At 41.6% G+C, this 22,914-nt stretch carries 16 protein-coding genes and 2 pseudogenes; 10 read left to right on the forward strand and 8 right to left on the reverse strand.

Annotation, left to right across the window (positions count from 1 at the left end; all coding sequences use genetic code 11):
• Window positions 1-223: 223 nt before the first annotated feature.
• Window positions 224-1,087, forward strand: coding sequence for an alpha/beta fold hydrolase (locus tag FHG67_RS15465; protein ID WP_016758668.1), 864 nt, complete (start codon window positions 224-226; stop codon window positions 1,085-1,087).
• A gap of 152 nt (window positions 1,088-1,239) precedes the next feature.
• Here the strand turns inward: FHG67_RS15465 and FHG67_RS15470 are convergent, their stop codons facing one another.
• Window positions 1,240-2,439 carry a DegT/DnrJ/EryC1/StrS family aminotransferase gene (locus FHG67_RS15470; RefSeq protein WP_004501623.1) on the reverse strand — a complete coding sequence of 400 codons (1,200 nt, stop codon included), beginning with the start codon at window positions 2,437-2,439 and terminating at the stop codon, window positions 1,240-1,242.
• A 524-nt stretch (window positions 2,440-2,963) separates the two neighbouring features.
• Here FHG67_RS15470 and add point away from each other — a divergent pair.
• From add to FHG67_RS15485, 3 genes are all read left to right on the forward strand, one after another.
• The gene (add, locus tag FHG67_RS15475) at window positions 2,964-4,292 is read left to right on the forward strand and encodes an adenosine deaminase (protein WP_004501610.1); all 1,329 of its coding nucleotides are present in this window, start codon (window positions 2,964-2,966) and stop codon (window positions 4,290-4,292) included.
• A 585-nt stretch (window positions 4,293-4,877) separates the two neighbouring features.
• Complete coding sequence (locus FHG67_RS15480) at window positions 4,878-5,504, forward strand: LBL_2463 family protein (protein WP_004501622.1); 627 nt, start codon at window positions 4,878-4,880, stop codon at window positions 5,502-5,504.
• A 20-nt stretch (window positions 5,505-5,524) separates the two neighbouring features.
• Window positions 5,525-6,427: an LIC10906 family membrane protein gene (locus FHG67_RS15485; protein ID WP_004501607.1), complete on the forward strand. Its 903-nt coding sequence runs from the start codon at window positions 5,525-5,527 to the stop codon at window positions 6,425-6,427.
• Between the two features lie 31 nt (window positions 6,428-6,458).
• Here FHG67_RS15485 and FHG67_RS15490 read toward each other — a convergent pair whose 3' ends face one another.
• Window positions 6,459-6,860 (reverse strand): helix-turn-helix domain-containing protein, encoded by a 402-nt coding sequence (locus tag FHG67_RS15490; RefSeq protein ID WP_002618617.1) that lies wholly within the window; start codon window positions 6,858-6,860, stop codon window positions 6,459-6,461.
• Window positions 6,861-7,418: 558 nt separating this feature from the next.
• On the opposite strand from FHG67_RS15490, the gene FHG67_RS15495 reads away from it, so the two are divergent.
• The 3 genes and pseudogenes from FHG67_RS15495 (at window position 7,419) to FHG67_RS15510 (ending at window position 8,965) form a co-directional block, all read left to right on the forward strand.
• Window positions 7,419-7,637 carry a B9T54_RS14040 family protein gene (locus FHG67_RS15495; RefSeq protein WP_002618622.1) on the forward strand — a complete coding sequence of 73 codons (219 nt, stop codon included), beginning with the start codon at window positions 7,419-7,421 and terminating at the stop codon, window positions 7,635-7,637.
• 90 nt (window positions 7,638-7,727) lie between these two features.
• A pseudogene (locus FHG67_RS22435) lies at window positions 7,728-7,915 on the forward strand (hypothetical protein); the annotation flags it as partial.
• 639 nt (window positions 7,916-8,554) lie between these two features.
• Window positions 8,555-8,965: a VOC family protein gene (locus FHG67_RS15510; protein ID WP_004496392.1), complete on the forward strand. Its 411-nt coding sequence runs from the start codon at window positions 8,555-8,557 to the stop codon at window positions 8,963-8,965.
• Here FHG67_RS15510 and FHG67_RS15515 read toward each other — a convergent pair.
• From FHG67_RS15515 to crcB, 5 genes and pseudogenes are all read right to left on the reverse strand, one after another.
• Window positions 8,941-9,276, reverse strand: coding sequence for an LA_3781 family PerA/PerB upregulated protein (locus tag FHG67_RS15515; RefSeq protein ID WP_036058224.1), 336 nt, complete (start codon window positions 9,274-9,276; stop codon window positions 8,941-8,943). The two genes, FHG67_RS15510 and FHG67_RS15515, sit on opposite strands and share 25 nt — an antisense overlap.
• Before the next feature lie 8 nt (window positions 9,277-9,284).
• Window positions 9,285-9,665, reverse strand: a complete 381-nt coding sequence (locus tag FHG67_RS15520) for a Bor/Iss family lipoprotein (protein WP_141638278.1) — start codon at window positions 9,663-9,665, stop codon at window positions 9,285-9,287.
• Window positions 9,640-10,110 (reverse strand): LIC_10463 family lipoprotein, encoded by a 471-nt coding sequence (locus FHG67_RS15525; RefSeq protein ID WP_004501614.1) that lies wholly within the window; start codon window positions 10,108-10,110, stop codon window positions 9,640-9,642. Before FHG67_RS15525 ends, FHG67_RS15520 begins: the two co-directional genes overlap by 26 nt.
• A 1-nt stretch (window position 10,111) precedes the next feature.
• A complete protein-coding gene (locus FHG67_RS15530; RefSeq protein ID WP_142499842.1) occupies window positions 10,112-15,859 on the reverse strand; it encodes an Ig-like domain-containing protein in 5,748 nt (1,915 codons plus the stop codon).
• Between the two features lie 324 nt (window positions 15,860-16,183).
• Window positions 16,184-16,557 (reverse strand): annotated as a pseudogene (crcB, locus tag FHG67_RS15535) (fluoride efflux transporter CrcB).
• Window positions 16,558-17,146: 589 nt separating this feature from the next.
• Here crcB and FHG67_RS15540 point away from each other — a divergent pair.
• The 3 genes from FHG67_RS15540 to FHG67_RS15550 all read left to right on the forward strand — a co-directional run bounded on the left by FHG67_RS15540 (window position 17,147) and on the right by FHG67_RS15550 (window position 21,437).
• The gene (locus FHG67_RS15540; RefSeq protein ID WP_244947493.1) at window positions 17,147-18,004 is read left to right on the forward strand and encodes a hypothetical protein; all 858 of its coding nucleotides are present in this window, start codon (window positions 17,147-17,149) and stop codon (window positions 18,002-18,004) included.
• 488 nt (window positions 18,005-18,492) lie between these two features.
• The gene (locus tag FHG67_RS15545) at window positions 18,493-19,704 is read left to right on the forward strand and encodes an acetyl-CoA C-acetyltransferase (RefSeq protein WP_002618625.1); all 1,212 of its coding nucleotides are present in this window, start codon (window positions 18,493-18,495) and stop codon (window positions 19,702-19,704) included.
• 770 nt (window positions 19,705-20,474) lie between these two features.
• The gene (locus FHG67_RS15550) at window positions 20,475-21,437 is read left to right on the forward strand and encodes a porin OmpL1 (protein WP_004503844.1); all 963 of its coding nucleotides are present in this window, start codon (window positions 20,475-20,477) and stop codon (window positions 21,435-21,437) included.
• A 404-nt stretch (window positions 21,438-21,841) separates the two neighbouring features.
• Here FHG67_RS15550 and FHG67_RS15555 read toward each other — a convergent pair whose 3' ends face one another.
• The gene (locus tag FHG67_RS15555; RefSeq protein ID WP_004501612.1) at window positions 21,842-22,792 is read right to left on the reverse strand and encodes a cytochrome-c peroxidase; all 951 of its coding nucleotides are present in this window, start codon (window positions 22,790-22,792) and stop codon (window positions 21,842-21,844) included.
• Between the last annotated feature and the right edge of the window lie 122 nt (window positions 22,793-22,914).

Raw genomic sequence — 22,914 nt, forward strand, 5'->3', positions numbered from 1 at the left:
GAACTAATTCCGGAATTTTATTTTTACTGATTCCGACAAACCATTCCAAACGAAAAATTGCTTGAAAGGAAACTTTAAATCCCACTGAGATAGGATTCAAACAAACCGTCCTTCCCTCTTTCGGCTATACCTTTTCTTGATTCCGGTTTGTCGAGCTTTAAGACGAGTTTCGAATCTTCCTTTTCGAAAAGAGAAGACAAAATGAAATAGAGAATCTGTATTTATGAAATCGATGTACGAATTATTCCTCAACTATTACCACTGGAAAAAGAGGAAATACATGAAAGAAACTCTCGGATTTCGGGATTTCGAAGTGGAGACCGGAGGAAATTCAATTTATTTTTTGGAAAAAAACCAGGAGCAGAATAAGACGATTCTTTTGATCCACGGTCTTCTGGACTCAGCAACGGGACTTAGAAAAGTGGCTCCTAAAATTCGGCGGGACTATCGGATCTTGATTCCGGACATACCCGGATTCGGGAGAAGCAAACTCCCGCCGCTAAAATATCTGTATCAAATAGACGTATTCGGAGATTTGATCTACGAGGCGATCCGAAAACTGAAAATCACCAAACTTGTATTAGGCGGCCATTCCATGGGAGCCTTGATCGCAATGCACGTGGCCCTCCGAGATCGCGAAAAAAGAATTTCCAAGTTAGTTTTGATCTCTCCCGGAGGAATCCCGCATCCCCAACGAGATGAGATGAAGGAACTTTTATTTCCCAAAAACGAAAACGATCTTTTAAAACTCATCGAGGCTTTGTATTACGAAACTCCCGAATTGCCGGGAAAAATCGCGAGAAAGGCTCTCATTCGATCTTGGAACGAACTTCCGAATCAATTTCTTACCGCAAATACTTTGGAAAAAGAGAAAGAAATTTTTCTCGGAAAAAAACTGGGAGAAATCAAAATTCCGGCGTTGATCGTATCGGGCAAGGAAGACCCGATAACGGACGTCGCAATGACGAAGAAACTGCATTCTTATCTGAAAAAGAGTAAACTCGTTCTACTTCCCGAAGCGAAACATGCAATTCACATGGAAAAACCGGAAGAACTTTCTTTAGAGATAAATCGCTATCTCAATTGAAAGGACGGCAAAAGGCGCATATTAGGAGTCAGTGGATAGAGTATCAGAGGTGAGGATTTTTTCGATTTTCTCCATAACGGCCACGCAAGAGGCCCCCTTGTTTTTGAACGTTTCCGCCTCGATCCCCGGATGACCCTTCCTTGAACGATTGATTAAAGTCCGTTGAAAATTTCTTTGACCGCTTTGATTACGTCTTGAACGTCTTCTTCTTTCATTCCCGGAAAAAGAGGAATGGAAAGGGATCTGGAAAACATTGCGTTCGAATTGGGGAAGAATTCTTTTTTAAAACCGAAACGAGAACCGTAAAAAGGATGCTCGTAAAGTGGAATGAAATGAAGACTGGAACCTATATTCCGTTTTTTTAATTCGGACGCGAAGATATCGCGATCAATTTTCGAAGAAACACGATCCACTTCCACTCTGAAAAGATGCCAGGAATGTTCTCCGTCCGGCGCGTTAAGAGGAAGGTGTAAAAACGGAAGATCGGAGAATTCTTTTTTGTATAACTCGGCTATTGAAATTCTTCGTTTCCAAAGATCGTCCGCTTCGGAAAGTTGAACGATCCCGAGAGCCGCGGCGACGTCCGCCATGTTGTATTTAAAACCGGGAGAAACGACTTCGTAATACCACCCGGGACGATCGTAGGTTTCCCGATTGATTCCGTGCAGACGCATGAGTTTGATTCTTTCGGCAAAGTGAGAATGGTTGGTCGTTACCATTCCCCCCTCTCCGGTTGTGATTCCTTTGGTCGCATAAAAACTAAAAACGGTGAAATCGCCGAAAGTTCCGATCTTTCTTCCCTTATGAACGGCAGGAAAAGCGTGAGCCGCGTCTTCTATCACATAAAGATGATATTCTTTAGCGATTTCTAATATACCTTCCATGTCGCAGATAACTCCCGCGAGGTGAACGGGCAGAATCGCCCTTACTGTTTTACCGGTCTTTTTGTGGAACAGAGTTCCGTTTTGATAAACACATTCTCTGCCGATGGTCGCGCGTAACGTTTCCGGAGTCATCAAATTGAAAATCGGATCCACATCCGTAAGAATAGGTTCCGCGTCGAAGTAGCAGATTACTTCGGCGGTTGCGGTGAATGTCACCGCAGGACAGATGGCGGCGTCTTCACGACTCATTCCGATCGCTTCCAAAGCCAAGTGAAGTCCGGCGGTAGCCGAATTGAGAGCGAGGGCGTAACCGGCTCCGGTGTAACGGGCAAATTCTTCCTCGAATTCTTTTACTTTTGGACCGGAAGTTATCCATCCGGAGCGGAGGACAGCGGAGACCTCTTCGATGGCCCTTTCGGAAATACAAGGAAGAGCGAATGGTAGAAAGGTTTTACGTGCTGTAATCATATATCGGACATAACCTCCGTTGCTTTTTTAACTTCGGCAGATTAGCAGTTTTCCTAAGTGCGAAATCGGTGAGAAGTGCGGGAAGCACCGCAAAATTTCTTACGGCCGCATCTTCGTAAAGCGAAACGCTTTAATTTCCTGAGGGGTTTGTGAAACCGAAACGGCCTGCCTTGAGCTACCGAACCAAGCCCTGGTGTCGCTTCTCTTTGAGACACCCAGCGCATTCGAAAATAAATTTACTAAAAATAGAAGGAACAATGATCAATAGAATGAAACTCGGCACAACGCTTCCTAAAGGGACGCGTTGTGGGAACTAAGTTTCACGGAGGATTTTGTCGTAATTCCGACAAATTGATCTTCGAACCCAAGTACTTGTTGGGGTTGGTTATGGCTCCCGTATGGGTTGCAACGTAGGCCAACCTCTCCTAGGCAAGATCAATCGATTCCTAACCACTGACTTCTAATACGAGCTCCGGTTTTGAATCAGAATTGAAATCTTTTCCCAGAAAATATATTTTGCCTTAGTGGCTTTAACTTTTGGAGAAATTCTAGACAGAATTCGGATCATCGACCGGGACGTAACCGAGCTGAGTCGCCTAAAATCCAGGCTCCCCGCGGATCGGCCTTATTCGTCTTCTTTACAAATTTCTTTCGACAAACAGATCAATGAACTCTTAAACGAAAGGGTCGGTCTCATGGAGCTTGAGGTCCTGGATCCGCCTTCTTGGATTTTAGGAGTTCCCACAATCGGAATTCCACAGGAAACACCGGTTCCGGTCAAAGGGCTTTTTCCGTCCGGAGATTTATCCAAGGAAAAACCGGACGACCAAGACGTAATCAACTTCCTTCGAGAACTTCCCAAGACGGAAATCCATCTCCATCTCGAAGCTTGTGTCAATAAAGACACGATGAAACGGTTGATGGCAAAAAACGGAATCAGCGTAACGGACGAAGAGTTCGAAGCTAAATTCAACTTCAAAGATCTCAACGGATTTATTCAGGTATTTTTTTTCATCCAATCCCTCGTAAAAGAACCCGCCGATTTTTCATTTTTCGTGGAAAGCCTCTCAGAATATATGAGAGCCAACAATATCATATATACGGAAGTATTTTTTGCTCCGTCGAAGTTCATCCAGAACGGGCTCGATTTCGAAGAAATGGTAAATTTTCTCGTAAATCGTATCCGAGAGGAAAAGGAAAGCGACGGAATCACCATACGATTGTTAGTCGACGTATCCCGTTCTTTCGGACCGGAAAACGCGATGAACAATTTGAACCGAGTTTTGAAACTCAGACATCCGGAGGTGATCGGGATCGGGTTAGGCGGCGCGGAGCTTATGGGACCCGCAAGAGACTACCAGGCCGTTTTCCAAAAAGCGAGAGAAGCAGGCCTGAGAGTGGTAGCACATTCCGGAGAAGACGACGGCCCTTGGGCGATTTGGGAAGCAGTGGAACTGCTTAAAGCTGAAAGGATAGGACACGGAACCTCCGCTATCCAAGATCCCGAACTGGTAAAATATCTGAGGGAGAATCACATCCCTATCGAAATTTGTGTGACGTCTAATGTGTTCACGGGAAAATACGTCCGAAAAGAACAGAACCACCCCGTTCGTTATTATTATGATCAGGGACTCCCTCTCAGCATCAATACGGACGATCCCGAAATATTCAACGTAAATCTTACATACGAATATTATAAACTATGGAGATTCTTGGATTTTTCTTTGGATGAAATCGTGGACCTCATCCGTCAGGGAGTCTTCGCCTCCTTTCATCCGAACAAAGAATCACTTTGGTCGGAAATGGAAAAAAAGATTTATCTCGTAAAAGCAAGATACGGTCTGAAACGATAAGATTTACCTTTACTTTGAGTCTGCTCTAAACCTGCAGAGCGACCTAAACACCGACCCGTAGGAAGGTGTTTACTGAGTTCGGGAAAGCTCTGCGCTGAGTTTATCGAGACAGATTCTTTATAGTATCGGGAAACGCGTTCCAAGTTAAAATTGCGAGCTTTTAAAAACAAGTTCTGACAATATCGTTTCGAGTATTTTCTCGACAACGATAAAAATCCGGTCCAAGTTGTGCCTATAAATGGATGTTTTTTTGATAATCCATTTGCCTTTTGAATCTTTTTTCCTTTTTGACCCATCCGGATCCAACCTACTTTTTAACACTATAAGTCTATTTGAAAAATATTTTATCTTAGCTTAAAATGCCGATTCAAATCATTCTAAGATATTTTTGAGATCGGCTACTTATATTTGAGTCCTTTTATATTTCCAAAACTTTTCGAATTTGCCAGATTTGCGCTTGTTTAGAGATGGGAGGGAAAGAAGTCCGAAAAGAAAAAACTCGAATAAACGAAACATCCTATTTTTATAATTATATAAAAATTAAGAAAGGTTTGAATTAATATTGTAATGTGACATAATTATATAATGATGAAAACCCTAGAAACCTCCTTAGAAAATCAAACAATCAAATCAAGATTGAACGGATTCCAATTACACATTTGGGATAGTACACAAAACAAAGAATTATTACAGCCGGTAAAAGAATTTAGCAAACAAATCTACAAAGACGCAGGCTATTCGGAATATGAAACCGTTGACTTAGACAACTGGTCAAAATGGTTTTTTGTAACCTACGATGGACATCTTCAAGCTGCGACTAGAATTGTAGAAAAAACACAAGAAAACTTGATTCCTTTGGAGATCGTCAAAAGATTTCCATCCGGAGAGCACTATCATCTCAAAGATATTAATGTAGCCGATTGGAACTCGGTTAGTTTTAAACAAACAATTATTGGATTTCAAGCTTTTAAAATTGCCGCAAGCGAATTGGCTCAGTATTGCCTGATTCGAAAATTTAGCATGGTTTACGGTATGATTAATCCGGCATGGAAAGGATTACAGAGAGTGTATTTTGACAATGGAGCAATTCCTTCCGAGGAACATTCAGAAATGGTTTACTACCCGGGATGTTTTCTAAATGGTAAACTAGCCCTCTTTCAGTTGATAGAAATCGGAGAAAACGCTTTACAAAATATCGCGTCAAAATTGTAGTATTTCTGTTGTAAATAGACATGGATTTTTCGAATTATCTTTGTATTGGCGTCTCCCTATATATTTTCTTCTTGGGAATGTATATTTTTAGATTTCCAGATCGTAAAAAGATACAAAGATATTTTTTGACTTTATCTGGTTTCTTTTCGATTTGGATTTCAGCCTTTGTAATACGCCAATTCATAAGCTATGAATATCGCCATTATGCTTTTGATTGGATGTTAATCCCTACGATCTTCTTTCCGATTCTGTTTGATCGGATTGTTTCCCTTATTTCTAACCCAGACCATAAATCGCCAAAGTGGCAATTAGTAACTATTTCGATTTTTGTAATGTATTTTTTATGGGCGGCAATTTCCTGCTCGTTTAGCATTCTGGACGACAAGGACGGATTCAAATATACTTCCACGATTCATTATCATATCCTTATCGGATATCAAATAGGGTTTGTGGGATATAACATCCTAAAATTAATCAGATCCATCTTTTTATTTTCCGGAGAACAAAGAGTTCGATTGACTTTGATGGTAATCGGAGTCTTTGTTACTTTAATTTTTGCTCTTATCTTTATCTATATACTTCCTCTATTAGGAATCTTTTATGGGTTCTTATCTTCGATAGGTGCGTTGATATTTTTCACACTTTGGGCAGTTGCCATTTTACAATACAATGCTTTTGAAATCAAAGCCGCCGTTCTCTCCGGTCAAAAGGTTTCTTTTTTCAATCGGGTAGTTTTAATTCCATTTTTAATTCTTTTTCGTTATTTAGATCCGAACGAATTTAGAGATAAATCCATTGCGTTCAAGATAGCTCTCACGACGGATATGCTTTATACCGATATGAATCTTTTATTTAATACTGATTTCGAATTAGATAGGCGGGCCGAGGTATTAGCAAGAAAATACTATCGATATATTAAGTAAATCTTTCTATTTTTTGTCCAATCTTGAAAACTCATTTCTCTGAAAGCCGTAATACAATTAAATTGACCGTGTCTCGATCTTTTTCTATTAAATTTATATATTTCTCGATAACTGACTTTGCGTTTGGAATTTTTTCAGCTCTACGAATTAAACGACTCCATTCCTCTATTTTAGTAGCAAGGTCCTCGCGAAATTTGACAACATTCGTCATCCTCGGTCCCGCTCCATTAAGAACCCAATCTTTTTTATAATTAAAAACTACTTCAATAATAAAAGCGGTTTGCTCCGTTACCTCAATATCATCCGATTCAATTCTACTCAAAAGCGCCTGAGAAATGAAAATCGCAGAAGCAAATTGATTTTGCGTCATTTTTTCCCCGGTTCCTTCGGTTCGAATGAATTTGATCCTTTGTCCTGGTGTTTTTAGTTCCATCTAATTGCATTACAAAATAATATTTTCTTCTTGATTTTTATGCTCTGAGCATAAAATGTAGTCAATCGGTATGCAGAAGGAATATTCCAGTCCATTCATAGTATTTGATAGAATCGCTCGAATTATGCAATCTAAATTCCTTCGAAGAGCATGCCTATTTAATTACAAAACCCTACTCTTTCTTTTGAAGAAAGATTATGGAGACATTCGATTCATAAAATGAGATTCTCCAACAACTCTTTTCAATGTTATTGCTACTTTCGTACTATATCTTTGTATTTCGACGAAAATCTCATTCATACAAATATCTCTCGCATACGATCGGCTTTAAACTGCGGAGCCTTTTATTCCGCATACGGAGAAAGACATGTATGACCCCAGTGATGTATTAGATGAAAGAAAACAGAATTTAAAATCAAATTACAGTCCGAGAAATTAACTCCATTGAGAATTCGATTTATACAAAGGCACTTTAAGTTCAGACCAAGCAAGTTATTAGTATTTATTCCCTTTTTTTTTGTCGGACAAATTATCCTCGGTGGATGGGAGACACATTCGATGATTTCTTATAACAAAATAAAAAATAAGACGCCCCTCAGTTTTAACGATATCGATTTCGAGGAATTGGAAAAGATTCTGAAAATTAAGATCGACGATTTTTCAAGAGAGTCAGTTCGTCGAAGTGATAATCTTAGACGAATTTTAGCTTTTAGAAAATTCGCTAGTTTTCACAAGAATACAAACCTTATGCCACTGGAACTTTTCGAAGATCAATGAATTCAATTTATTACTCTCGATTATAAAACACAACCCACACAGAACCACCGAAAATCAAAAGCGCCGATCCCAAACCTCAGTTCTTATAGCAATCCAATAATGAATGATTTTCAGATTTCATCCTCCAAGATCGGCCATCATCGATCTAACCGCGAATCAAACAGGAGGTTGATACCGAGTTTAATTTCGGGGACGGCTCAACTACGTTTAACAACATACGAGATAGAAACGGCATATCTGTGAGAGGCGTTGGAGTCTGGCCAAAGCAAGCTCGCGCAAGATTTTATTCCAAAAAAGTTTATAACAAAACTTACGGACAGAAACGAGTTCCGCAAAGTTGGGAGGATTAAATTGATCCTGAAACAGAAACGGAGGACAGCCGCTACTGATCCCTATAAAATAGAATACCGTTCATTTGAGTAAAAATCCCTCGTTTAGATGCAGAATTTTGGACACTCTATTACGTAGGGATAAGGATTCCTTATTGCCTCGCCAAATTTATACAGAAGCAGAAGGCTGGATTGTCGATATTATTCAAAAAAGATTTCTTGATCAAGCTTGTAAATTTCTATTTGCGAATCCAAAATCGTTTCCGGATTCAGCTCCTCAGACTGGAAGCCTCTCATTTTTACGAAAGCAAGAGAGAAGACCTGCTCAATCTGATCGGCTCCGTTTCTCTGAATTCGAGCGTATATTCTAAGTGTTCAAATCGCGTTGATAAACCAAAAGAATACAAAATTAGCAAATCAAACGGTTGTTAAAGGACGAAGCGGCTCGAAAGACGTTTTTTTGCAGAAACGCGCGAATTTAAAATCAGAAATTCAAACAGCGGATTCCGTTGAAACAACTCAACCAAATCCCTTTCTATAATCTAATTTTTTACTTTTCGAACCATCCAATTGTCCGAACCTCAGTCCATGCAACCAAGAATCAATATCATCACCCTCGGTGTTAAAGACTTTGAAAAAGCGGTTCGTTTTTACGAAGAAGGCCTCGAATTTCCCAAAATGAAATTTGAGGGAAATGTCGCCTTCTTTACGTTAAACGGAACTTGGTTTGCTTTGTACCCTCTGGAAGAACTCGCCGCCGATGTGGGCGTTTCCGCAAAGGGAAGCGGTTTCAGGGGATTTACACTCGCTTACAACGGACAATCCAAGGAGGAAGTGAATCGAGTAATTGCAAAAGCGGAACAAGCCGGAGCAAAAATCGTTAAACAACCTCAAGACGTTTTTTGGGGCGGCTATTCTGGCTACTTCGAAGATCCGGAAGGATATTATTGGGAAGTCGCCTGGAATCCCACTTTTTATCCCGGCCCTAAAGACTTCTGACCGACCATATCTTTTTTGCAAAATATTTGTACGGTTCTTTGAGTATAAATTCCGCCAATCGTCCAATGGATGACATTGTCCCAAAAATTTCTTAGAATCAGAATCTCCGGCTTCCCCTTAGCGCATTGAATCTTCGGAGTCTCAAATGCGTTGATCATACCGAATAAGTATCCTCCTTGTTTGAAAGTTTGTTCTGGCTCGGATTTCAAAGGAAGAGGGTTCGATATATTATAAACCCTTAATGTAGTATTGTAACAGACCTCGGTCGTAAAAGTTACAAGAATAAAGAATATTATTTTAAATAACTTCATGGCTCAACTCAATTATAACAAATCAGATTTAAGGTTCTCGGGGAATAAATCCCGAGTGTCAACTGCTCGTAGATAAGATCCAAAAACGTGGAATATTGACGCACTTCTTTGATTCCGTTCGGACAATAACCCGTTACATCGATCAGATACTCTCTAGGCACTATTCCCCAAAAGTAAAAAGATTGGGGAACCTCGTGTACCTTATGCGGTTTCGCGTTGAGTCTGGCTCTTTCCTCTAAATCGTTCTTACATTGCCTTCGAAGAACAGGTGGCGCGCAGGACTTAAGTGGTTTTTGAGGAAAACTCACTTGCACATTTTGGCAATTCGCGTATAAACTCAAAATCAAAAATATTATCGAGATCCTAATGATTGGCCGCCGCTTTGATATTGACATAACCCTTCCCAAATATTCCTACAAAAAGATTAAAATCAGTTTCATTCGCATCGGTATTTCTATAAACAGCTAGACAATACCGACCCTTTTCCAATAATGGAATTTCGATCTTACAGGAGTACGTGTTTCCTAAGTTCGTATTCGTACATTCCCTCTTAGAATCAAAAAGAAATCCCCTTTTTATAAGTCGAACCCTCAAGTCCGAATCCGTGGAATCGACTTGAAAAATTCCTAATACGTTTTCGGACTGGTTGAGGGTAAATTCATAATTTTGAATATTCTTTTCGGGATATATTTTCCCGTGGACAAACGACTGGAGACGAACGATTCCGTTTTGCTCGTTTTGAATAAAAACGAGCCGTTCGGAACCTCCGTTTACCTGACAGTAGATAAGCATACAAGCCGTCATCGCCAGAATGATTCTTAATGAATTTCGCATATTATTTGTTCTGTTGTCTGTAAACTTTAACCGGTCGATTACCTCCCCCGGCACTTACGTAGACGTAATTTAAGCTTAATTTCGGTACGGTAATACCCGAATAAATCTGGCGGTTGGTAACGTCTCCCAATCCGTCGCCTCCCACTTGCTCCCAGCCGTCGGAAGAACTTCCCGGATTTTGAAGATTCGTTCTCCAAATTTGAATTCCGTTTTCGTTGTCAAAACCCACATAAAGATACGATCCGTTGGCTACCACCATCGTCATACTGTGATTGGAAACGTTTCCAAAATTCGTAAAACCAGTTCCGTTATCTCCGACCACGGACCAATCTCCCGAATCGCAAGTGGATTTGTTTCCGCTCAGAGTCGGATCGCATTTCCAAAGCTGAGGTCTTCGATTCGTATAACTTCCGTCCGTGCAACCTTTCACAGTTTGCAAGCTTTTTCTAAGCCCGGAGCGATCCTCCGAAGTTACGCAGATCGTTCTTGTAACATACATTCTTCCGTTAAATTCTGCGAACTGAGAAAACGCTTTATCCGCCGGAATCAAATCCCGATCCCTTACGAGTTCGAGAGAAAACCAGTTGTTGTTAGGAGAGTTATGCCATTTTGAATTGGATCTAGGCGCCGCGTCTTCCCAACCGGAACAACGATTTTTTCCCTCACAAGCAGCGGGGTTAGCGCTTTTGGAACGTATAATACTTCCATTATGTAAGGAATTCGGAAATCCTCCGTTTGCGGCATAAAGTTTTTCCTTAAAAACAAAAAGAGAATCGATTCCCACATAATAACCCCAATTGGCCGTCGAACCGCCAAGCTGATCCAGTTTGTTGCCGTTATTTCCAGCGGCAAGAGTTCGAATAAAACGAGCCGTCGAACCTACGCGACCTTTATATTCATCATCCAAACTCTCCCCGCCGAAGTAAGGCATTCTATCGATTCTAAAACGACTTCCACGCTGTCCATCGGTCGCATCACAATTGCTTCCGATTACACATCGAGTTGAATCGGAAGTATGAAAGGTGATTCTACCGAAATCGGGCGCATTCGAACGGTTATTTTTTTTAGCGAAACCGACATAAACTCGATTATCAAAAACAGCAATAGACGAAGCTCCCGCGGTCAATGCTCCGGTAATCGTTCCCATATCAATATACTTAAAGTCAAGACCGGCATCCGCGTTCGAAGAGTAGTAGAGATAGTCTAAGCCGCCTAACGATTTCGAACCCGCTACGAACATATGAGGTCTTCCGCCTAACGATCCAGTCGCAAAAACCCCTCTTCCGTCCTCGTTATCCGGACCACATCCGGCGACAATGTCCGCGCTGTTACGAGTGCAACCTGCATGACCCATCGTGACGTAATTGGCGGAAATTCCCGACAAAGCAGTGTTACTCGATTGTTCCCCTACCGCATCCTTTGCGAAGGAAAAGAAAACCGACTCCGGAGAGGTTCCGTCGTAACGAAATCGAACAGCTTGATTTCCTTTCCTATTCGGGCCGAGATAAACTTGATAATTATAGTTGGTAAGAGAACCGAAAGACGAACCGTCTCCGAAAGGATCCGAAATTACGGGACCATCCGCGAAATTTACGGGAGAACCTCCGCAACCTACAAAATTCGCCCTATCTTTCGGTGAGGATTGTAAATTCTCTTGACCGGATGAGTCACTGATCGCTCCCCAAACATCGTTGTCAAACCCGTCTCCGTCCAACCGATTTGCCGCGATCACCGTGTAGTGACCGCCGGACTGAAGAAGTGTATGCGTTAGACATACTTTGGAAGGATCCGCAGGCGCTCCGCCGCAAACCTTCCCATTTAAAACTTTCGCACTCGTTACATCTCCCAAAGAGGAAACGCCTGCGAATTTATATCTCGATTTACACTCAGACGCATTCGAACATTCCGCCGACTTTGCGATATCCTTTCCGGTATATAAAGGTTTGGAGAAAGAAACGATCACCCGGTTTACGGAATTACAAACCGCATTCGTTAGTTTAAGTTGCTCCTTTCCCATAAAATCGGCGTTATTCGGACAACCCAAGGATTTTGGAGCGTAAGAACGATCGTGAATCCCCGGCCTGTTTACTAGGAGCGTGTATGCCTTGTTCGAATTCTGTGAACCGGAAAGCGTGATCGTAAACGTATCCCCGGCCCCACTGATACTTTTCAAGGAGAAATCTCTGGTTTGAGAATTTCTTTTGAAATCCGCGTTATTGGAACAGATTCCGACCAAAGCGGAACTATCTACGACCTTGTAATTGGACAGCTTCAACGCTTCCTTATTGTTTACGAATTCGGAATATACGACCCGAATCGTAGTAGGCGACAAGGACGCAACCGATTTAACGGTAGGAACCGCTTTATTATATTTATTTACTATAAGAAGCGTGTTTCCGGATATCGAACCGTAAGTCGCCGTGATCGTAGAATATCCCGTTCCAGATCCCGCAACGACTAATCCTTTCGATTTAGACGCGTTACTCACGCTTGCATGATTCGTACTGGAACTGAACCAAGTAACCGAAGAAGTCAAATCCCTTTTGGTTCCGTCCGAGTATACTCCCACCGCGAAGAACTTTGTCTTTGAAGTTGATTCTACGTTCGGCTTTGTGGGAGATACCACAATTGAAGAAAGAATCGGCGCGCTGACGTTTAGATCGGTGGTTCTCGAAACGGAACGGTAAGTAGCGGTGATTTTACTTGTTCCGACTTGCAAAGCGGTCGCTTTTCCCTTGCTTCCGACCGCATTGGAAATGCTAACCGACGAAGTATTGGAACTAGACCAAGTAACAGAGTTGGAAATGTCCTGTAAATTGCCGTCCGAATAAACACCGAACGCGGTGTATTGCCGGCGGAATCCTTTCATAAGATCACCGTTCTCCGGGCTGATTTCTATAGAAACCAATTCGGACGAAGTCACTTTGAAATTTACCGAGTTGCTTTCCACGGAATCGTAATACGCGTGAATTTCAGTGGCACCTACGGAATGTGCGACCGCTAATCCCCGATTCTCACCGGCGTTAATAGTATAAGCCACTAACGGTTTGGAGGAAAACCAAGTCACAAGATCGGTAATATCCCGTTCGGAACCGTCCGTGAAGGTTCCTTTCGCTTTGAACTGTTGGGTCAGCCCCAGGGCTTTCGATGTGGACTCTGGGCTAACGGTAATACTTGCCAATTTAGCCTCCGTAACAGTCATCGAAACCGGAGAACTTTGAATGGAATTGTAAGTTGCTTTAATATTCGAACTTCCTAAAGTAGAAGCGAGCGCAAGGCCTTTTTTACCGGCAGTGTTTTCGATCGCAACTCGGGAGGAATCGGAGGAAGTCCATGTCACAACCTGAGTCAAATCCTGGGTAGATTTGTCCGAATAGATCCCCGTCGCTGTAAATTGTTCCGTAAGACCTTTAGCAACGGAGGAAGGAATCGGCGTCACTTCGATAGAAGTAAGAGTCGCGGGAGTGACATTTAAAGTAGAAGAACCCGACAAGTTTTCGTATCTCGCAGTGATGTTTGCACTTCCGCTAGCGATTGCGGTAACCAAGCCTCCCGAAAGTATGTCGTTGCTGACCAATGCTTTATTCGAATCAGAAGAAGACCAGGAAACCGCACTTGTAATATCTCCCGTGGAATTATCCGTATATGTCGCCGTCGCTTTAAATTGGTAGGTGAGCCCTTTTGCAACGGACGGATTACTCGGCGTCACTGCAACCGAAACGATAGTCGGCGAAGTCACCATAGCCAATTTGGGCGAACTTGAAATCGAACCTAAAGTGGCGGTAATGTCACTGTCTCCCTGCTTGAGCATATGCGCCAATCCTTTGCTTCCGACAGCGTTCTCAATACTTATGATCTCCGTATCCGAGGATTTCCAAGTGACTTGTTCCGTAATATCCTGCGTAGAATAATCCGTAAAAGTACCCGTAGCCTTAAAGTTTTTCGTAAGCCCCTTTGCAGTTACAGACAGATAGGGAGAGATCTCGATAGAAACGAGTTCCGCTGCAGTTACGGATAATTCGACAGTGGGACTGCTAACTTTTCCCAATGCCGCTTTGATATTGGTAGTTCCGATCTTTTCTCCGCGAACTTCTCCTTTGTACAATAGAACGTTATCAACCACCGCAACTGAAGGATCGGATGAAAACCAGGTAACGGAAGAAGTGATATCGGAACTGGAATTGTCCGAATAAATTCCTCGAGCGGAAAAGTTTTTCCTTAAGCCCTTTGCGAGAGTGGTAGTATTCATCGGACTGATTTGAATCGAAGCGAGAACCGCAGGGGCCACCTTAATGGTAGTTTTCCCGGACGTCGTCCCCAACTTAGCCGTAATCGTCGCGCTCCCGACCGCAACGGCCTGTCCCATTCCTTCCCTACCTGATACGTTAGACACACTTAAAGCTTTCGAAGAAGAAGTCCAAGTGACCGAGGAAGTGAGATCCTGCTTGGAGTTATCCGTAAAAATACCGGTCGCTTTAAATTGCTGAGTCAAACCTTTCGGCATCGAAGGAAGAATCGGAGAAACCGAGATCGAAACCAAAGACGCCTGAGTAACCGTAAAGTCCGCAGAACCTTCGATTCCGCCAACGGAAGCAATAACTTTAACGGCGCCTTGATTCAAAGCGGAACCCAAGCCGTGGCTACCGCTCGCATTGGAAACAGTAAGAATGTTCCTATCCGAAGAACTCCAAGTAACCTGATTCGTGATATCCAAACTTGAATTGTCCGAAAAAATACCGGTCGCAATAAAATTTTCCTTAAGACCTTTGGCCTTGGAAGAATTTACGGAAGAAACGGAAATGGAAACCAAAGACGCCGGCACAACGTTCAACGTCGTAGAACCGACCGAAGAACCGATGGAAGCCAAAACAGTGGTGGAACCAGTACTAACGGTTTCCACCACACCTTTTGGTTGAATTGTGGCGATCGTATTATCCAAAATATCCCAAGTGACCAAAGAAGAAATGTCCTTATTCGAGTTATCCGAATAGATTCCGGTCGCGACCAATTGCTGCTTCTTTCCCAAAGGAAGATTCGAATTTATGGGAGCTATTTCAATCGAAGAGAGAGTCGCCGATCCGACGGTCATAGTTGCAGAACCTCTTTTGGACCCGAAGGATGCATGAATATGAGCAGTTCCTAAATTAACACCGGAAGCCAAACCGGAATCGTTCACACGAACCAAAGACGGATCGCTGGAAGACCAAATCGTCAATGGATCGTTGGAAAGATCCTGATGGGACCCGTCCGAAAAAATACCGATTGCGGAAAACTGACGATTCAAACCTTTCGGCAAAGAATCCTGATCTAAACTCGTAACTTGAATCGAATTTAAAGTCGCGGACCTCACGGTGATTTGGAGCTGAGAATACAAGCCCTTGTATTCGGCTTGAAGCGTGGAAGATCCCAACGAAATCCCTCGAGATCGATTCCCTTGAACCTCTACGATGGCTTGAGAATCGGAAACGATGGAAGTGGAATCGGTAATATCCATGTTCGTTCCATCATCAAAGATCGCGGTAACTTGAAGAGCCGTACTCGTTCCTTTAGCAATTGAGGAATCTTGAGCACTGAGTTCGATTCGAGTGATAACCGGATCCGAAGCGATCCCAAGAAGGAGAAGGAAGGGATTGTTGCCGCCGCCTTTATTACCGGCAGACAAACCTACGGCCCCGACTACGAGAGGCCAAACCATACAACCTTGAAAAAACAAGGAAAGAAAAATAGAAATAGAAAATATTTTCTTCATCGACTTGCCTTATGCTATTTATTTTTTTTGAAGTATTCATTTTTGTATTTCCGACATTTTATTTCCTTTGAAGTTTTTATTTCCTTTGAAGTTTTTATTTCCTTTGAAGTTTTTATTTCCTTTGAAGTTGACGAGAGAAAAGAAGTTTGTAAAGAAAAATATTTCCAATCCGGGAAAAACAGAGTACATCAAATAAATTTAATACTTAAGCAACCCATTAAGAACTTCGATTTCCGAATTTTATTGCCTTAAGTATTAAATCAAACGATTGAAAACGAAATAGTTTTCAAAAAACGCATAACTTAAGAAGTTATTCGTTCTTTCTCAAAAATTTTTCACCGTCCAAATTCCAGCAAAAGTGAAACCGATTCCACCGATTACAGTTAAGAGGATATATCCGAAAAATAAAACGTAATGGCCGGATTTTAACAATTGAAAGGTTTCGTAAGAAAACGTCGAAAAGGTCGTAAAACCTCCACAAAGTCCGGAAGCGATTAAAAACTTCCACTGAGGATCTAAAACCGGGAACCGGTCAAACAAGGCATATACGATCCCGATGACAAAGGAACCGATTAAATTTGCAGTCAATGTCCCCAAAATCCGAGAACGCTTCCGAACCAATATTGCAACAGATAACGGAATACACTTCCGATCGCCCCTCCGAATCCGATCAAAAACAAATTACTTTCTAAATTCATAATATTCCTTTTTTATTAATTTTATAGATTCCTATGCTTTCTCGGAATAGTGAAAGGTTTCGGCTATTCGGAGTCGACAGTTGTCGAAGGATTAACTTTCCATTTTTTATACGACTTTCCAATAATCCTTAAATTTTAAATAATGAAAATTCAAAGCCTCGGGATATTTACAGCGCGCCCAAATCCCGTCGAGCGCCAATAGAAGCGAGACGCTGAGTTCCTTGGAATCGTTCTTTAAAACTTTAAAAGTAGAGGAAGTCACAGAAGAAAATTCAACACAATAAGGGAAGCGCAATATTTTCTATTTGACTATATCGAAAGATATTACAACAAAGAGAAGATACTCGACGTTAAGCTATTTCAGTTCAGAAAAAGAATTACTACATAACCATGTCCGTTGTTTCGGGGAACTCTATTGCACAATTTTGAAATTAACAATAAATTCAAAAGGACAAAGTATAAATCACTCTTCTGTTTATTCGTTTCAATTTTCATCTTTAGTTCGTGTAACGTATACGCTGACCCGGATCAAAAAAGTTCAACCCTTCGCAAACCGACCATTGCTCCAGAAGATCTGAGTATCTATATGATGGTATTACGCGAAAAGCAAAGCGTCGGGTTTATATCACTTTCCGATAATTACCGTTTGCCGGATCGACCCGATTGGTTCGCAATGCCAAATCCGATACAAAAAAGAAGAAATGCAGAATACTTGATTTTGGGGTCGAAATACAGAGATAGGCTCCTTTCGAATATTAAAATTTCGGAAACCGATAAAGTATTCATCTATGATTATTCCACAGATTATCTAGTTTCTTTTACGGTCAAAAATTTGAACGCAGTCGCCTGTCTCAATGTCCATGCAAGTAGCAAGGATTGGCCCTATCGCCAAGGTGACTATCAAATTGGATTCGCAATTGATAAAAAATTACTCAAAGGCTTTAGAGACAAATACTTTAGCAATATTCTAGTTTATATAGGTAAGCAAAATCCGTTTAACAAAGGAAAAATGAAACGGATCCTTTGGAAAAAAATCGACCTTAAAGAATTTCCTAATATAAAGATGAAACCGGAACATGTTTCAATATTTAAAGGATATACGTTCGGACAAACCTATCAATTCGAGTCGGAAGGTTTAAAGTATCATGTTCAAGATATTTTAAAAAGCAATGAAGTTAAATGCAGACGATTATTAGTGATAAAATCCAAAACAAAAGATTTGGTTTTTGAGAATCTCTATTCCAAAGAACGTGAAGGAGCTAGTTTTGTCGATCTTGGTTTTGTAGGAACAGGAAATCATCAATGGGGGCAATGGACTGGAAAAATGTTCAAAAATAGGCCTCCGGTCATTTTTGGATTTTTGTATGAATCATTCACATGCGAAGATATAGACTTTCTGAAACTTCCCGCAAGCAGAATTAGGGTGAGCTGTGACAGCAGGCTCTAAAAGAAACAAACCTTATTATCAAAACATACGAAAAAGATTTTTTCGTTTCATTTTGGGTTTATCCATTCAAGAATCATACCGATCTCCGGGAACCACTTTATTTTATTACGAACCTGCCAGAATGATTACGGGTTGATACCTTGAATCTTGGGGCAAGCTTAGAATCAAAATAGGCCGATTATAGTACCGATCCTTACGCGCCGATTTTAACACAAATCCCCATTTAAGAACAGAATCTTGGAACTCCATTATATAATGTAAATCCGCATCACTATAATCATCCGGAACTGATCGAAACGGTTTATCAGATAGCATGAGAATGGCGGAAAAAAGCGCCTTTGTTCAATACTGAAACTACTCTTTATAGAATTCCCGCAAAAAGAATTGCAAACTCCCTGGCCTCTCAAAAATAGAAACCGGAATATCCAAAATCACTAAACAGCTGTTCAATTTAATCCCAAGAGAAAAATCGGCAGCGAGGTAATACAATGTCAAACGCTTATGTAATCGATGCGGTCAGAACCCCGAGAGGAAAAGGAAAAAAAAGAGGGGCCCTGGCGAGCATTCACCCGCAGGAACTCTCTGCCGCAACCTTAAATGCGATCCAAGAAAGAAACGGAATCAAACCTGAAATCGTAGAAGAAGTCGTTATGGGATGCGTATCTCAAGTGGACGATCAAGCGGCTTGCATTGCACGTTATGCGGTCATGTCTGCGCTTTGGCCGAACTCAGTCCCCGGTTATACCGTAAACCGTTTCTGCGGTTCCGGACTTCAAGCGGTCAACAATGCCGCTAACCACGTTCAATCCGGTTCCATGCAAATCGCCCTCGGAGGAGGAGTTGAATCAATGTCCCGCGTAAAGATGGGGGCCGATATGAACGGAAGAGACTTTAATATCGGAAATCCGAATATTCAAAAACACTATAATTTGGTGCCTCAAGGAATCTCTGCGGATTTGATCGCGACTAAGTTCGGAATTTCCCGCGAGGAAGCGGATCGTTTTGCGGAATCATCTCAGATCAAAGCGGACAAAGCGATCAAAGAAGGTTACTTCAAAAAATCCATCGTTCCGGTTAAAACCGAGGATGGTACCATAGTCGATACGGATGAAAATCCGAGAATCGAATCCACTTTCGAATGGCTCTCCGATTTGGCTCCGGTTTTCAAAACGATCGGCGAAAAAGAATTGGATGCGATCGCTCTTAAATCTTACCCGGAAATTCCGAAAATCAATCATATACACACATTAGGTAACTCTTCCGGAATAGTAGACGGTGCAGCTTCGGTTCTTCTTGCTTCGGACGAAGGGATCAAAAAATACGGACTCAAACCCCGCGCGAAAATCGTCGCGATGGCTTCCACAGGCGAAGACCCTACGATCATGTTAACAGGGCCTGTTTCCGCTTCTAAAAAAGCGTTAGCGATAGCCGGACTCAAGGCCGACGATATCGATCTTTGGGAAATCAACGAAGCGTTTGCTTCCGTGGTTCTTTACGCCCAGAAATCGCTGGGCATTCCTCTGGAAAAAATCAACGTCAACGGAGGTTCCATTTCTCTCGGACATCCTCTTGGGGCAACTGGGGCGATTCTTCTCGGAACCGCGTTAGACGAGCTTGAAAGAAGGCAGAAACGTTATGCTCTGATTACCCTTTGTATCGGAGGGGGAATGGGAATCGCGACCATCATAGAAAGAATGTAAATTCTTTTCTTTTCCATCCGGGCCGATTTTCACTTTCGGCCCGAATCTTTCTCCTTTCTTGTTCTTATTTTTTATTCCCCACTTTTTTAGAGAAACAGAGCGATAGGGTTCTTCGGAAATTACTATTCGGACGTGTGAAAAGAATACTGTAATAAGTTTGTTTCAAAATTTAGAATGTTCAATCTTCTTCAAAAAAACAACAATTCTGGATTCGGCACACTTTTGTCAGCGCTTCTATATCTTTGCAAAAACCGTTCGTTAATTTTTGGTACCATTTTCATGCGCCCGAGTAGTAACTCGCCCGATCTCCCGCTTATCAATAAAAATAGCCTTCGAAAGTTCCTATCGGCAATTCTATTCAACCCGCTTCTTTATTCCATTTGGAACAAAAATCTTCAATTCTGTTATCATATTCAAATTCTTCGAAAAACAACTCGGATCGCATGACACAAAAGATATTTCGAAAATTCCGTTACCTCTTTTAAAATTAAAATATAAAATAGGATTTTTCGGAATTACTTAAAAGATTGATAAAAAATTTTCGTCACAACAAAACTCACACCAACACATAACACTTGTTATAAAATGAGAACGTTTTTTATCCCCGCTTTAAGAATTTTAGGAACTTTTCAGCCTTTTTACGAAATCCTGTTTGACACTAATCCATGAACTTCTAAAGTTTCATCCTGTGTCCGGGATTCGGAAACCGAATACAAAGCTTCCGGAAGCACAATTAAATTCTAATTGAATCGTGAGTTAAGGAGTTATCAATGATTCGTAACATGAGTAAGGTGTTGTTTGCCCTAGCTGTGGTGTTTTCTTCGGCTGCGAGTCTTAGTGCAAAATCGTACGCAATTGTAGGATTCGGGTTACAATTAGACCTGGGCCAATTAGGTGGAACAATCACTAAAGACGGTTTGGATGCTGCAACCTATTATGGTCCAGTTAGATCAACCGACACTTGTACCGTAAGTGCAAGTGAGCCTACTTGTGTTCAAAACCCTTCTAGACCTGCGGGCGAAGGAAATTACGTAGGGGTCGGAACAAGAAGAGCAATTGCCGCTGAAAATCGACTGGTTACCCTTGATAGAACGACCGGTGGTATTATCAATGCAAGATCTACCAAAGGCGCAATGGTCGGAGGAAACCTAATGGTAGGTTACGAATCCGATTTTGGAAAATATTTCTTTTGGAGAGTTGCGGCAGAATACACACAGAAAATCGCCGGTGGTATCACAAAGGCTGATATTGCAGGCTTCAATATCGTCGACATGACTTGGGGATTCAGCGCTATCGTAATTCCAGCTACCGTGGGTATCAAATTGAATGTCACCGAAGATGCCGCAGTTTATATGGGTGCCGGTTTGAACTACTTCAGCGGTGGATGGTCGTTGAATGGAATGAACAATATCAAAGGCGGTCATGATATTTTAGCCGCTGCCGGAGTTACAAGTGTTGCAAACTTACTGAGCGATGGAACCGATCCAATTACCACTCGTGAACATATTCGATTCCGAGCTACTGGAATCGCTCCAAACTTCTTAATCGGAACTCAGGCGAGAGTAACCGATAAAGGCCACGTATTTTTAGAACTAGAAACGATTATGTCTGCCGCTTATGCAGTCGGTAAAACACAATCCATAGGAGGGGCCGCGACTCTCGCTCCTTTTCCTACTTATCCGATCGTTGTCGGTGGGCAAATTTATAGATTTGGCTATAAACACGAACTCTAAAAAATATAGAGTTTATAAAATTCTATTTGTAAAAGGCTCTCTTCTTTGAGGGCCTTTTTTATTTCGTACTTCTTTTCTTACTATTCAATCTTTACTACATAATAGAGTGTCTAAAATTCTGCGTCCTAAACCGCGGGATTTATATTCAAATTAACGGTACGTTGTTTTAAAGAAACTAAAATGTCGCACTTCCTAAGGGCACCACAATGACTTGAATCCAAAGATAAATCTGTCGGAATTCCGACAAATCCTCTGTGAAACTTACGCCCACAACGCGCCCCTTAGGAAGCGTTGTGCCTGAGTTTTCCTGGTTTTGGGTGATTGAAGTATACCGAACCGCACTAAAAGTTAGGGTTCAAGAAAAATTATCCGTTATGCACGATTTATAACGAACAGAAACCCTTTTAAGCTCTTGGTATTTTAGGCATTTCTAATGGATGAGATTCCCCTTCGAGAGATTTCAGGAATTCTATCAGATCCCTTCTTTCTTCCTCCGTAATCGTCATAGGTTTTAAAAGCGGGTCTTCGATTGAATCCTTCGCCCCCCCGTTTACGAAATGATCCACTACGTCTTCCAACTTCGTAAATCCTCCGTTATGCATAAATTCGCTTTTCCTACTCACGTCTCTAAGACTCGGGGTTCTTACTTTTTGAACGACTCCGCTAAGACCGGTGGTATGTTTTTCAGAATCCGAAAAATTCGGTCCCTTGTGGCATTGGGAGCATTTGGCCTTGTTCATAAACACGTCTAAGCCCCGTATCTGAGCCGGGGAAAGCGCAGACTCTTCCCCCATCACATAACGATCGAATTTAGAATTCTTGGATATGATCGTTCTTTCAAACGCGGAAATCGCTTTTACGATCCGATCCATCGTAATTCCAGGAGAACCGAATGCTTTTTCGAAAAGCTGTCTGTATTCTGGAACCTGATTGAGTCTCGCTACGATGGTCTTCTCGTTTTTGAGCATTACCGCCGTGTAAATCCTTTCCTTTACAATTTCTTCCAAATCTTTCGTCTGAGGATCAATGAACACATCCTTATACAAACCTACATTTGTAAGAGAAGAGGCCGGGGAATTGTGAATTTTACTTTTAGGTAAAGAATTTTTTTCCGAGTTCTGTATTTCCACCGAATGACAAATCGCACAATTTGTATCCCCATTGAGTGAAAGTCGTTTATCAAAGTAGAGCAGTTTTCCCAACTCCACTTTATCCTTGTTGTAAGGGTTGTTATTGGGATGAATGACGTTCTTTATAACAAAACTTTCCAGTTCCGCTTTTTGAACCGGTTCTTTACAGTCATAAAAAACGGGCAGAAAAAAAATAAAGAACAAAACGGACACAATCCTATACATATGGACCATCCTGGGTCAATGGTTCGAATGAGGGATCACACTGTCAATTCGAATTGAAAACAATTTTAATTACAGATTCGGAAGCGAACTCCAAAAATAAATCTAGCGTTTTCTAACGAAAA

This window comes from Leptospira weilii (assembly GCF_006874765.1).
GTDB lineage: Bacteria > Spirochaetota > Leptospiria > Leptospirales > Leptospiraceae > Leptospira > Leptospira weilii.